The organism is Paenibacillus sp. MMO-58 (assembly GCF_037146255.1).
GTDB lineage: Bacteria > Bacillota > Bacilli > Paenibacillales > Paenibacillaceae > Pristimantibacillus.
Genome location: NZ_JBBCVY010000017.1, coordinates 45,006 through 56,767 on the forward strand (window position 1 = coordinate 45,006; position 11,762 = coordinate 56,767).

Genomic DNA, 11,762 nt, shown 5'->3' on the forward strand with positions numbered 1-11,762 from the left:
GATTATTATAGGTACCTTGCAAGTAAATCCTATAAAAAAGAGACCTTAGTCGCCTAAGGTCTCTTTTTAGTCCGTTATGGTTAAAGATTAACGGAGAAGTTGAAGTACGCCTTGCGGCTGTTGGTTCGCTTGAGCAAGCATAGCTTGAGCAGCTTGTGCAAGGATCGAGTTCTTCGTTTGCTCCATCATTTCTTTCGCCATATCAACGTCACGGATACGGGATTCAGCAGCAGTCAGGTTCTCGGAAGCTGTACCCAGGTTGTTGATAGTGTGCTCCAGACGGTTTTGAACAGCACCCAGTTTCGAACGAGCGCTGGATACGGATTGGGTAGCTTTGTCCAAAATCGCGATAGCGCTGGAAGCATCTTCTTTAGTGGAGATGTTCAGAGCAGCTTCGTTTTTCAGATCGTTAGTGCCGTCAGTTACCGAGTTATCAGTAGTGAAGCCTTTATCGCCTGCTTTACCAGTGATACCCAGAGCATGGGAACGCATATCAGCGATTTCCAGGCTCATGGATTGACCTGTGTTTGCACCGATTTGGAACGAGGTTTTGAAGTCTTTTTGAACGCCGCCGTCAGCAACTTCTACTTTGCTGGATACGCCAGTTGCATTAGTAGTAACAACGAGATTGTTTGTTACAGCTTCTTTGGAGAGCGTTACACCATCGATTTTAGCCTGTTTAACAACAGCATCAACAAAAGTGGATTCATTTGTAACATCACTAATATCTACGCCAATTGCGTTGCCTTTGTAAGCACCGTTGTCAGCATTGTAGAGTTCGATTTGTTTTCCACCGATTGTAAGGCCTTTGCCTGTCAGCTTCGAAAGATCTGTAAAGTCCAAACCAGACAGGTCAATCGATTTACTTGCAGAAGTTGCATTTGTGTTAGTGCCAAGCACCATAGTTCCGCTAGTTAAAGCAGCCATTGCACCACTAGCGCCTGTATTAGCCTTCAATGTAACAGTACCAGTGGCTACATTTGTTGTATCAATGGTGATATTACCTTTAGAACCAGCCATAGCACCTTCTTTAACAGCTTCAATGCTAATAACTCCAGCTGAATCCTGAGATACTTTATAGTTACCTTTTAAAGTATCATCATTATCAATTATTTTTTGTAACGCATCTGCAGCCGATTTGGCAACAGCAGTTGGGTCGCCAGTATTGTCAGTGCCACCTAAATCAATAGTTGCAGTATTTCCAGCGATCGTCGTATCGCCAGCTACAGCCGTGCCACCTGCATTAGCAAATTTAATAGTTAAATCTTGACCATTAATGGTAACTTTAAAGTTATCTGTAGGTACGATGTCTGTTCCCAGGTCTACGCTAACTTTAACCTCCTGAGAAACAGCATCTTTACCAGCTGTATCAGTCGAAACAGCACTGATATCTACACCCAGTTTAGCCAGGTTTTGCGAACCGTCACCTTTCAGCAATTTTTGAGTGTTGAACTCAGTTGTATTGCCGATACGGTTGATTTCGGAAGTCAATTGGTTCATTTCATCTTGCAAAGCACCACGGTCTGTATCTGTGTTAGTGCCGTTTGCGGATTGGTTAGCCAGTTCGCGCATACGTTGCAGGATGCTATGAGTTTCGTTCAAAGCGCCCTCTGCTGTTTGGATCAAAGAGATGCCGTCTTGAGCGTTTTTGGAAGCCATGTCCAGACCACGGATTTGGCCACGCATTTTTTCGGAAATTGCCAGACCAGCAGCATCGTCACCTGCACGGTTGATACGAAGACCGGAAGACAGTTTTTCCATCGATTTGCTTTGAGCGCTGGAAGCATTGTTCAGCTGGCTCAGAGTGTTAAGAGCTGCAATATTGTGATTAATACGCATTGTTATTTCCTCCCTGAATGTCTGTTAGTTCCGCATCCTTGCGGAAGCTTACGGTGAAAGGGTCGGCCGCCCCTCCCCCGCGCTTATTATTTATATCGACAGCATTCGGGATTTTTTATAGAGGAAAAACAAAATTTTCTATTTTAATTTGTTCTTTTTTATTTGTCTGAGCGATTTTGTTTGAGCAGTTGAACCACATCGTTAATAGCAAGCAGACTGCTCGCTGCTTCCCGGTTAGAAGCTTGAATGTTCATATACAGTTCTTTGCGGAATATTTCAATTTCCTTAGGGGCGCGAATACCCAGCTTTACCGTCTCGCCCTCGACACCAAGCACGACAATCTCAATATTGCCGCCAATCATAATCGACTCATCCGTCTTACGAGATAATACGAGCATAACACTCCTCCTTAGGCTTGATATAAAGGCGCTCTTGAGCTATAAGCATGATCGTGGATGATATGCTGTTTGCCGCGTTTCGTCGTCTTGTTTAATACTATTGGCGCGAGCAAATTTATCGTGGATTTATTCGGATCTTTATTGAGAGTAACAACGGACCAGACCTCAACATCCTTCTGGTCATCCAGCTTCAGCTCTTGTACGACCGTTTCCGGCAAATCCCATTCGTAATCGTTATAAAAATAAAAGGGGCTGGCAATAAGAAACGCGATATTCTCATCCTCCACGGATTGCATCACCCTCACCGGCATTTCCCCTTCAACCTCGGACAACACAAATTGCTGCAGATGTTCAAAGCCCGGTATTCCGTTATCGAACTGGTATGTAGTCAATCGAATCCCCTCTTCGTCTTCAGTATATAAAAAGAAAACTACAGGCCCCGTATAAAGATACGCATGTGGCCTATAGTTATTAAACCTAATTCTATGAATAATGTAAAATCCTATAAAACCGTGTCGATGCTTGGCGGAGTTATCTGCACGGAAGCGTACTGCCTCATGTAAATTTCCGCTTTCCCCGGCGTATATTCATGAATGGGACGGTTAGGCGTGACGTTTAGCTCGACACCGCCCTGTTCAACGGATATCTGCACTTTGCCAGGCGTAAAAGATAGATCCACGTTATCAATAGAAGCTGGTCCTGTAACGGGCATCGGCGGTCCTTCGATCCGCCAGTCTTTTGACAAGCTGGCTACAGGATTACTCTTCACATGCGCGAGATCGGCCAGCTGCCTTCCTTCTTCCATCCTGCGGGCAACGCCTTGCAGCGCGATCTCTTTGGCTTGCGAATAAATTCTGCTTGTTACTTCCAGGTTGTTCGCCAGCCCAAGCGCATCCCATGCCCGTTCCTGATTAACCTCTAGAACCCCCATAGACTGCTCGATCGACAGTTGTGCCGGGATTTGACGCATATCGATCGTAGCCTGCGGCTGCTCGATATGCTGCTCCGCCGGCCTTACCTGAATGCCGATAAGGGCAGGCTGCTGGTGAATTTGAATTTGTCCAATCGCCATTTATTAACCATCCTATCTCAGGAAGTCAACAAGACTTGGCTGAATGATCTTTGCCCCTGCCGATAGGGAAGCTTGGTATACGTTCTCTAAAGTCGTGATGTTCGTAATCGCCTGAGCCATATCGACGTCTTCTACTTTTTGCTGCATCTGCTGTAGGTTAATATCCACATCGGAAAGTCTACCCTGCACGATTTCCACACGATTAACCCGCGCTCCGATCTGAGCTCTTGCGGTCAGCATCGTGCTCATTCGTGTATCAATCTGACCAAGCAGACCCTTCAGACCTTCCTGGTCACCAGAACCCAGCATATCATAGGCACGGTGCATAAGCTGGAACAAGTTATCGCTAGTCGTATCGGACTCATCCGTAACCGGAGCGCCAAAAACATCATTGCCAGTCATGTTTATGTCCATCGTCATTCCCGGAGACAGCTCATATTGGATACTTCCGGTGTCGGTTTTATTACTGAAGGCTTTCAGTACCGGAGGATCTGCTGAAGGGTCAGACTGCTGATCCAGTCCAAGGGTGGAGTACGGCTTAGCACCGGTCTGCTCACCGTTAAACATTTGTTTCCCGTTAAACTGGCTATTGCCGATCTCCACCATTTGGTTGTACAGCTGGGAAACTTCCGTTTGAATAGCGGTCATGCTGGTTTGTTCCAACGTGCCGTTTGCGCCCTTAACGATGAGCTCGCGGAACCGTTGCACGATGTCCGTAGCCTGTCCAATCGTCGTATCCATATATTCCAGGGAAGACATGGCTGCATCTGCATTGTCGGTATATTGATCATTTGATGCAATCTCGCCGCGATAGCGCAAAGCGAACGTAATCCCGATCGGATCATCGGATGGCTTATTAATCGCTTTACCTGTGGATAGTTGGTTTTGCAGCTTATTCATACTGTTAAGATTGTTCGTTATGTTGCCAAGCATTTGGGAAGACATCATTCTTTGCGTTACGCGTAATGCCATGTGGCTGCACCTCCGGCTTTATCTAGTAGATTACAGGCCGACGCGGCCCATGCTGTTAATAATACGGTCCAGCGTCTCGTCGATAACGGTCATCACGCGTGCGGATGCGTTATAGGCATGCTGGAACTTCACGAGATCGGACATTTCTTCGTCAAGGGAAACGCCGCTTACCGACATACGGCGGGAATCCACCTGATCTACGATCGTTTTCTGATTCGACTGCAGCCGCTGCATTTCCTTGGACTGCACGCCCAATTGGCCAACAACGGCACGGAAAAATCCGTTGATCGTATTTTTGTCCGTCGCATCAAAAGCAAACTTGGTGTCCCGGGCCTGCGACATCAGAACGGCCATCGAGTTGTTACCCGCTACAACACTCTCTGTGCCATCGGCATTAAAGGTCACTTTCATGGAGGTTGCAAGCAGTGTAGGGTCTGCCGCAATCTTCGGATTAAGCTGAATATTCGCTGCGGTCAAATTATCCGTATTGCCATCCGCATCGGTGAACAGCGGTTCGCCTTGCTCCCCGTTCATCGTATAGCCGAGCTGATGCAAGCCGTTTAGACCTTGAACCGTTACGGTCAAATCTTCCGCAAGCGTACGGTTTGCTCCTGCATACGTAACTCCGTTAAGTACTGTACCTTCCGGAAGGACCGAGCCTTTAGGAATCGTAACTTGAATATCCCCATTAGCAATGGTATTGGCCATTTGGTTTAGCTGGTCTACATAGCCTTGAACATATTTATCGCGCGACTGCATCGTGCCGTAAATAGCCCCGTTATTCAGATCCCCATTCTCGATTGCAGCCGTCATATCATCGAGCGTTAATCCTTGCGACCCTTCGGCGGATTTACCCGCAACCAGAGATACGTTGCCCATTGTAATCGTATAACCGTCAGATAAATCAGACACCTTGATATTTGCCAGACCGGACAGTTCGTCGACCAGAGCATCGCGTTGGTCCCGCAGGTCATTCGCGTCATCGCCAATGCCTTCAATGCGCTGAATTTGTCCGTTCAGGTTGGCAATGGTGCTGGAGATCGATTTGAGGTTGTCGAGATTAATTTGGGCATTTTCCGTCAAATCGGACTTCAAATCGGTAAGCTGTTTGCTTGTATAATTAAAAGCGTCCATCATCGCTTTCGTCTGTTCAACCAGTACGGCACGGCCATCCGCGCTCTCAGGCGTCTTGCTGAGGTCCGACCAGCTGTTCCAGAAGTTCGAGATCACGGTCTGCAGGCCGGTATCGCTTGGCTCATTAACAATAGTCTCCAGCTTCTCGAGCGTATCCGACTGAACCGTATAATTCCCAAGCCATTTATACTCGCTGTAAAACTGGCTGTCGAGGAACTTGTCTCTTACCCGCGTGATCGAGCTTGCTTCAACACCCGTACCCAGCTGCCCGGCAGCCGTGGAGTGGGAATAGCCATAAGCCTCGATGGGACGGGCTGCCGTAAAGTTAACACGCTGGCGGGAATAACCGGACGTATTAGCATTGGAAATATTATGACCGGTCGTGTTCAGCGCCGTTTGCGTCGTGAAGATACTCCGCTTCGCGGTCTCCAGACCATGAAATGTTGATGTCATCGTATCTGTCCTCTCTCTTAAGTCTTGAGATTATAGCGACTAGCACGCTGCACATTCATTCCTTGTACGGCGCGGTGATAGGTAACCTCGTCCTCCGGGGCACCAAGCAGCAGGTCCTGCGTAAATTGCAGATAGTCCAGATTCATCCGGATCAGCTGCTGATTAAACGTATTGACGTCCTGAAGCTCCTTGATCGCGGCGGACAGCTCCCGCCACATCTGCTGAAGCTCCAGCTTCTGCTCCGCATGGTAAACCATCTGTATCAGCTTCTCCATCTTCAGGGAGCGCATATTGCGAAGGCCTTGTTCAACCGTATACCGCCCAACCTGAAGCAGACGGGTCTGTTCCAGATCAACGATACGCTGCACGCTTTTTTTCTCGCGGCTCGTAATAAGCGATACCGCTTCCACGTTCTCCGAACGGATGGCTTCCGTCTTCTCGTTGGCATGCCGGATAAGCTCACGGTGCGCATCGAGAAGCTCCTGCAGGGTCATTAAAATCTGCCTGATATGTTCGTTCATTTAAGGATCATCCCTTCAGGTATGGAAGCAGCTTGTCTGCGATTTTGCCGGCATCCACCTTGTAGGTTCCCGCCGAAATGGATTGCTTCAATTCCTCGAGACGTTTCTGCCGTTCAGGACTGTTCGTTTGACTGGTAGAGAGCATTTCCTTTGCCTCCGCGGAGATCTCTACGATATCCTTCTGTTTCTTCTTGTTTGCACCATCTATGCGTTGCTCCATTTGCTTCTGGTAGGGGTTGTATGCGCCGATCCGATTCGTTTCATTTATCTTCATGAATAATCACCTCTTTGGTTCCACAATAGAAAAAACCGATAACCTTTAAAAGTATTATCGGTTCAGCTAGTAGGAAAATGAATAGGCCAAGTTATGGGACTAAATATTAATTTTGCCTCTTATTATATTTATCGATACCTTTGTACGACACTCTCTCTTCCGCCCGAAGCGCCGCATTTCTTGCCTCATCCTCGTGCATGTGCTGAGTGTCCTTGAGCAGACGCGCGCGGCAGTTGCTGCAAATGTTATTCTCGCGGATCAGCGTACCACATACTTCGCAAGGGTACATAAGATTAGGGGCGTTCAGAAGCGATATACGGCCTTCTTTAATAAACTTCGTAATTTGTTTAATCGAAACGCCCGTTGCATCGTGTAGTTCCGTTATGACCGCGCCTTTTTGCTCGCGCAAGTAAGTGGAGCATAATTCGTATTCTTTATCAATTTCCCGTATACATGCAGGACAGACATCGCGAAAGTTTTTCGCAAAAATCTTACCGCACCGAGGACAATTATCTACATTCATCATCGATTCCCCATTCCAGCAATCAAAAGGTTGTTACGGTTATTTTAACGGATATTGGGAGTTTTTTCACTAGTAATCTTGCAAAGATCTTTCCGATGCTAGGATCTGGCCCATGTGAGGGCATAAATGTCGAGAGGAACCTCCGATTGCTGGTGCAGCGCTGCAGCGCAAGCCCCAATCGTACTGCCGGTTGTGTAGATGTCGTCGACGAGTAGAATTCGGATAGATTGGGCGTTCATAGGGGACTTCTGAACATTGCTCTGTAAAAGTGCCATCGTATCCTGTTTAGCATGAAACAACCGCTGCGTATCCTTCATTCGCTCCAAACGGGACTTAAAGCTTTGCTTTTCGGTATGCCGTTCCCGGACAAGCAGATCGTACAAAGGAAGCTGATGATGCTTGGCCAAAACAGAGGCAAACCGCTCGGCTTGGTTAAAGCCCCGCTCCTCTGCCCGCTCCATGCTGACCGGCACGAAGGTAACCGCATCCCAAAATGGGAGTAATGAGGGCTGAGTAGAGAAGCTTTGTTTTTCCGCTTCTTTCGTGATGGCTTTAAATGCCGGGAACATCATTTGGGCGAGCAACGGCTCCAGCTTCTCATTGCCGCGGTACTTATATTGAGCCAGCCACTCTCTCATCTCGCTGCTGTACTGGACGGCGCTTCGGTTCGCGATAAACATGGCATCCGTGCGGCGGATGCAGTCTGGACAAGATATACCCCTGCCGCAAATGCGGCATTTAATGGGGGAAAGCCATGGGATAGCAGCAAGGCAAGAGGAGCAGACTGAACCGGTAAAATTGGTCGGGAGATAAGATAGATACGTTCTCCTGCTATCGGATTGAGGTGATGATGAGTCCGGTGAAGCCCGCTTTAATCCTTTTCCGCAAAAGGGGCATTCTCCCGAGTTGGGATTCAAAAAATGTAAAGCATGACGCAGCTCGGAGGTGGAGCGTTGGAATAGATGTTTAAGGAATTGCCGCATGGCTATGAGTGGCCTCCTTTGCCGGTATTGTTCTCGAAATTTGATGAAAGAGCAGCTAGTGGACAGGTGTATAGCAACGAGCAATAAGAAAAAGCGAATACAGACTACTGCTTGACGCTGGATTCGTACGAAGATGGCCGGTCAAAAGAAGTTTAGTTGGAACGCTTGAAGAGTCTGCTCCACCACCATGAGCTAACCTGCTCTTCCGGAAGCAGGTATCCCCGTTTGCGGGCAATCCGGTTCATTCCGCGGATCTGGCTGACGGCTGCAGCTTGAGCGCCGGTACGCTCCCTGCCGCAAAAATAAACAAAGCCATTCGGATCATCTCCCGAGCGTCCGGCCCTTCCCGCCATCTGAACCAGCGAAGCCTCGTCAAACAACCGCCCGTCTGCGTCCAGAATATATACATCGCTGCGCGGAATCGTTACTCCCCGCTCCAGGATAGTCGTGGTGACTAATACGCGAATTTCGCTTTTGCGGAATCGACTTACCTTGTTGGCCCGGTCCGGATCCTGAGACGAGGTCCCCTCGACGGCAGACAACTTAAGCAGCGCGCTCAGCAGCTTGGCCATCGGCTCAACATGCGAGATCCGCTGGACGAATATGAAGAGCTGAGCGCCACGGTTCAGGGAATGATTAAGGGCTGCGAGCAGTGCTCTCGGTATTTTTCTCGTCTGAAGGAGCTTTGCGACAGACGGCGTGCGAAGCAGGACCGGAACGGGCAGCGGATGGCGATGATAGCGGACGGGTACCCTCGCATGGGGCAGCTGGCCGGATTTAACCCGCCGCTGAAGCTCGGTGGGGGGCGTGGCCGAAAGCAGCAGCTTGGGAGCATGAGGCGCACGGCTTTTGTCCGCTGCGTAATGCAAAATCGGATCGCCGTGGTAGGGAAACGCATCAAGCTCGTCGATAATGACAAGATCAAAAGCTTGATGGAACCGCATCAGCTGATGCGTAGTGGCCAGCGTAATGTCCCCCGCTTCCCAGCGCTGCTCGCTGCCGCCGTATAAAGTAACGACCCGTGCCTGCGGGAACGCCCTGCGAATGCGAGGATCCAGCTCGATAACAACATCGCGGCGCGGAGTGGCGATCAGCGCCCGCCCGCCGCGAGAGATGACCGACTCGACTAGAGGGAATATCATCTCCGTCTTGCCGGCTCCGGTGACGGCCCAGAGGAGAAACTCCTTGTTTTGATGTGACTGGTATGGCTTGTTGGGCGCTTCGATGAACTGAAGCGCCGATTCCGTGGCGGCAGCTTGCGCGGGGCTTAGCTGCCACTTGTACAGGTCGGCCGGGATGGAGCTGGCCTCTAAAGGAGATGCCGGCATGCCAAGCACCAGCAGCTCGCATTCGCGGCTGCGCCCCATGGTGAGACATGCCGAGCAATAGGCGCACATGCGCCCGCACGCTGCGCAAGGCGTGCGGTGCATGTGCGCTTCGCCGCTGCCGCATCGCCTGCAGCGGCACTCGCGCCGCCGGCCGTGCTCGGCGGCGACAGCGCCCGTGAGGCGCAGCCAGCCTAGCAGCTGCGCCAACTGCAGTGCGCCGCCCATATCGGCGGCGGCGCCCTCGAGCAGGGCGTGCGCTTCGCTGCGAAGCAGCGCACGGCCCTGCATGGCCGCGGCGGCCTGCTGCGCAGCGGCCGCCAGGGCCTCCCGCGCGCGAGCAGCAGCGCGCGCGGTGCCGGGGCTTGCGCCGCCCGCGTCAGCGGCGGCTCGCGCCCACCGCCGGGCCCGCAGGCTGGCATCGCCAGCAGCCTGCGGGCCCGGCCCGTTCATTGGCGCACCGGCTTCGCGGCGCGCCTGCTCCACGCAGGCCGCAAGTGAAGCCAGCGGCCCGCCGCCTACGCTGCCCGGCTCACTCCGGGCAGCTCCAGCATCCCAAAGCTCCACGCATCGAATGGCATCCCCTAAAGGCAATGCTTCCTCCCACAACCAGCCTTCTTCCGCTTTCTCCCCTTTTAATCTTGTTTCGACCTCATCATTCCGTCCTTTATCCTTATTTCTCATCCCCCCATAACGACCATCTACTAATCTAGCAACAACTTCCGCAATCCCCTCCTCCATCCAGAACAACTGGTCCACTTCTGGCGCGATCGTCATCTGGGCAGACCATGCACCGCCAACACGAACGACATACACAAAGGCTTTCAACCGTTCCCCTCCCCGCGCACGCAAAAAAGCACACCTCAATGATGCCATTGCATCATCGGGGTGTGCTTCACTCCGCGCTTCCAATTAACTTCCATTATAGCTCAAAACGGCATTTTCGACAAATCCGATGGATTCTGCAAATCAACAAGGATGGCCTGGTCCGGCTTACTTACAATCCCTTCGTTCCTAAGCATCCATATAAGACCTGCTGAATCTTCATCCGATTGTGAGCGCTTTCGATCCTTCAAACCTTCATCCGCAAAAACCGTAATATTCCCGTTCTCCCGCCGGAGACGGTCTACAATCTGAGCGGTCTGGTCGGCCGAATCATTATCCACTACCGTAAGCTGAACATCCGTCCCCATTCTGCGCGAATAGGAAGAAAACTGGCGTAAAAGCATTTCCATCTTCATATGCTGATCATGAGCAACAAGAACATAATGCTTGCTTTCGGGGGCTTTGCCCCGCCTTAGCCTATAAGCCACATGCACCGATGCGGCGGCCAAAGCATAACAGCCTATCACAAGAAGAAAAAACGCAATCAGGTCGGCCACCTCCTCTTTGTGACAATATATGCCGTTATGAGCCCAGTGGTTACGGACACAAGGACAAGGGGGACAAAATGTGTGATCGACATGCCAATGCGTCTAATGTAAAATAAATACAACAATAATTACGCGTGTGAAGCACACCGCTCTTATCTCGTTTCCAACGGGAGAGCCGTGTGCTTTTTTATTTTTCAAAGGAGTGATTATTCTGGTTAAGGTACTTGAAGCCCCATATGAACAATGGTTACAAGCTCAGCTTCAATCCGGTGGCAGCGTACGTAAACGCAGATTATCCGAAGAGCGTCATGCGGAGGAATTATTTCTTAGGCAGGTTTGGTGGCCGGCTATTGGCCAGCTTGATCATTTGCACGCGGAATACGAGGTGGATGACTACAAGGATGGCCAGCGCTTTCTCGATTATGCCTATCTACGCGAGCCTTACAAAATTTGCATCGAAATCGACGGCTACGGTCCACACTTCCGAGATGCTGACCGAAGACAATTCGCCGACAACCTCATGCGCCAGAACCATCTCATTCTGGACGGTTGGTTAGTGATTCGCTTCTCCTATGACGACGTCAAGAGCAGGCCTCGCCAATGCCAGCAATTCCTTCAGCAGCTGTTCGGCAAGCTATTCAGTCTGACCCCGGATACAAATCTATCCCTGCAGCAAAAAGAGATCCTGCGCTACATGTCCATCACGCAAAAGCCTATCTCTCCAAAAGAGGTCAAGGAACTCCTTCAAGTTGGGAATAAAGCTGCTCGCCTGCGTTTGCGTGAATTAGTAGAAAAGAAGTTACTTGTTTCTGCCTCCACGGGCAGCTCCAGAGTTCGTTTCTATGCTCTAACCTCTCCACTTCGGCACATGTAGCGGTCACCTCGCTAACCTTAA

At 50.4% G+C, this 11,762-nt stretch carries 13 protein-coding genes; 1 reads left to right on the plus strand and 12 read right to left on the minus strand.

Annotated features, from left to right (window positions below):
- Positions 1–87: 87 nt before the first annotated feature.
- From WFJ73_RS30300 to WFJ73_RS30355, 12 genes are all read right to left on the minus strand, one after another.
- Positions 88–1,839 (minus strand): flagellin N-terminal helical domain-containing protein, encoded by a 1,752-nt coding sequence (locus WFJ73_RS30300; RefSeq protein ID WP_336776612.1) that lies wholly within the window; start codon positions 1,837–1,839, stop codon positions 88–90.
- 158 nt (positions 1,840–1,997) lie between these two features.
- Positions 1,998–2,237 carry a carbon storage regulator CsrA gene (csrA, locus tag WFJ73_RS30305; protein WP_336776613.1) on the minus strand — a complete coding sequence of 80 codons (240 nt, stop codon included), beginning with the start codon at positions 2,235–2,237 and terminating at the stop codon, positions 1,998–2,000.
- An 11-nt stretch (positions 2,238–2,248) separates the two neighbouring features.
- The gene (fliW, locus tag WFJ73_RS30310) at positions 2,249–2,629 is read right to left on the minus strand and encodes a flagellar assembly protein FliW (RefSeq protein ID WP_336776614.1); all 381 of its coding nucleotides are present in this window, start codon (positions 2,627–2,629) and stop codon (positions 2,249–2,251) included.
- A 110-nt stretch (positions 2,630–2,739) separates the two neighbouring features.
- Positions 2,740–3,309 (minus strand): DUF6470 family protein, encoded by a 570-nt coding sequence (locus WFJ73_RS30315; RefSeq protein ID WP_336776615.1) that lies wholly within the window; start codon positions 3,307–3,309, stop codon positions 2,740–2,742.
- 12 nt (positions 3,310–3,321) lie between these two features.
- Positions 3,322–4,281 carry a flagellar hook-associated protein FlgL gene (gene flgL / locus WFJ73_RS30320; protein WP_336776616.1) on the minus strand — a complete coding sequence of 320 codons (960 nt, stop codon included), beginning with the start codon at positions 4,279–4,281 and terminating at the stop codon, positions 3,322–3,324.
- A gap of 30 nt (positions 4,282–4,311) precedes the next feature.
- On the minus strand, positions 4,312–5,868 hold the full coding sequence (gene flgK, locus WFJ73_RS30325) for a flagellar hook-associated protein FlgK (protein WP_336776617.1): 1,557 nt from the start codon (positions 5,866–5,868) through the stop codon (positions 4,312–4,314).
- Between the two features lie 17 nt (positions 5,869–5,885).
- Positions 5,886–6,389 (minus strand): flagellar protein FlgN, encoded by a 504-nt coding sequence (locus tag WFJ73_RS30330; protein WP_336776618.1) that lies wholly within the window; start codon positions 6,387–6,389, stop codon positions 5,886–5,888.
- A 7-nt stretch (positions 6,390–6,396) separates the two neighbouring features.
- On the minus strand, positions 6,397–6,663 hold the full coding sequence (gene flgM, locus WFJ73_RS30335; protein WP_116393603.1) for a flagellar biosynthesis anti-sigma factor FlgM: 267 nt from the start codon (positions 6,661–6,663) through the stop codon (positions 6,397–6,399).
- A gap of 106 nt (positions 6,664–6,769) precedes the next feature.
- Positions 6,770–7,186, minus strand: coding sequence for a TIGR03826 family flagellar region protein (locus WFJ73_RS30340; RefSeq protein WP_041614752.1), 417 nt, complete (start codon positions 7,184–7,186; stop codon positions 6,770–6,772).
- A 98-nt stretch (positions 7,187–7,284) separates the two neighbouring features.
- Positions 7,285–7,866, minus strand: a complete 582-nt coding sequence (locus tag WFJ73_RS30345) for a ComF family protein (protein ID WP_336776619.1) — start codon at positions 7,864–7,866, stop codon at positions 7,285–7,287.
- Positions 7,867–8,321: 455 nt separating this feature from the next.
- Positions 8,322–10,322 (minus strand): DEAD/DEAH box helicase, encoded by a 2,001-nt coding sequence (locus WFJ73_RS30350; protein WP_336776620.1) that lies wholly within the window; start codon positions 10,320–10,322, stop codon positions 8,322–8,324.
- Positions 10,323–10,423: 101 nt separating this feature from the next.
- Positions 10,424–10,876 (minus strand): hypothetical protein, encoded by a 453-nt coding sequence (locus WFJ73_RS30355; protein WP_336776621.1) that lies wholly within the window; start codon positions 10,874–10,876, stop codon positions 10,424–10,426.
- 127 nt (positions 10,877–11,003) lie between these two features.
- On the opposite strand from WFJ73_RS30355, the gene WFJ73_RS30360 reads away from it, so the two are divergent.
- Positions 11,004–11,741 carry a DNA-binding response regulator gene (locus tag WFJ73_RS30360; RefSeq protein WP_336776622.1) on the plus strand — a complete coding sequence of 246 codons (738 nt, stop codon included), beginning with the start codon at positions 11,004–11,006 and terminating at the stop codon, positions 11,739–11,741.
- The last annotated feature ends 21 nt before the right edge of the window (positions 11,742–11,762 follow it).

What these genes read in the sequence shown, in the direction of transcription:
- WFJ73_RS30345 (WP_336776619.1), bottom strand. Translation starts at nt 7,866, where the DNA reads ATGTTTATCGCGAACCGAAGCGCCGTCCAGTACAGCAGCGAGATGAGA.
- flgK (WP_336776617.1), bottom strand. Translation starts at nt 5,868, where the DNA reads ATGACATCAACATTTCATGGTCTGGAGACCGCGAAGCGGAGTATCTTC.
- WFJ73_RS30330 (WP_336776618.1), bottom strand. Translation starts at nt 6,389, where the DNA reads ATGAACGAACATATCAGGCAGATTTTAATGACCCTGCAGGAGCTTCTC.
- WFJ73_RS30340 (WP_041614752.1), bottom strand. Translation starts at nt 7,186, where the DNA reads ATGAATGTAGATAATTGTCCTCGGTGCGGTAAGATTTTTGCGAAAAAC.
- WFJ73_RS30315 (WP_336776615.1), bottom strand. Translation starts at nt 3,309, where the DNA reads ATGGCGATTGGACAAATTCAAATTCACCAGCAGCCTGCCCTTATCGGC.
- WFJ73_RS30300 (WP_336776612.1), bottom strand. Translation starts at nt 1,839, where the DNA reads ATGCGTATTAATCACAATATTGCAGCTCTTAACACTCTGAGCCAGCTG.
- flgM (WP_116393603.1), bottom strand. Translation starts at nt 6,663, where the DNA reads ATGAAGATAAATGAAACGAATCGGATCGGCGCATACAACCCCTACCAG.
- flgL (WP_336776616.1), bottom strand. Translation starts at nt 4,281, where the DNA reads ATGGCATTACGCGTAACGCAAAGAATGATGTCTTCCCAAATGCTTGGC.
- csrA (WP_336776613.1), bottom strand. Translation starts at nt 2,237, where the DNA reads ATGCTCGTATTATCTCGTAAGACGGATGAGTCGATTATGATTGGCGGC.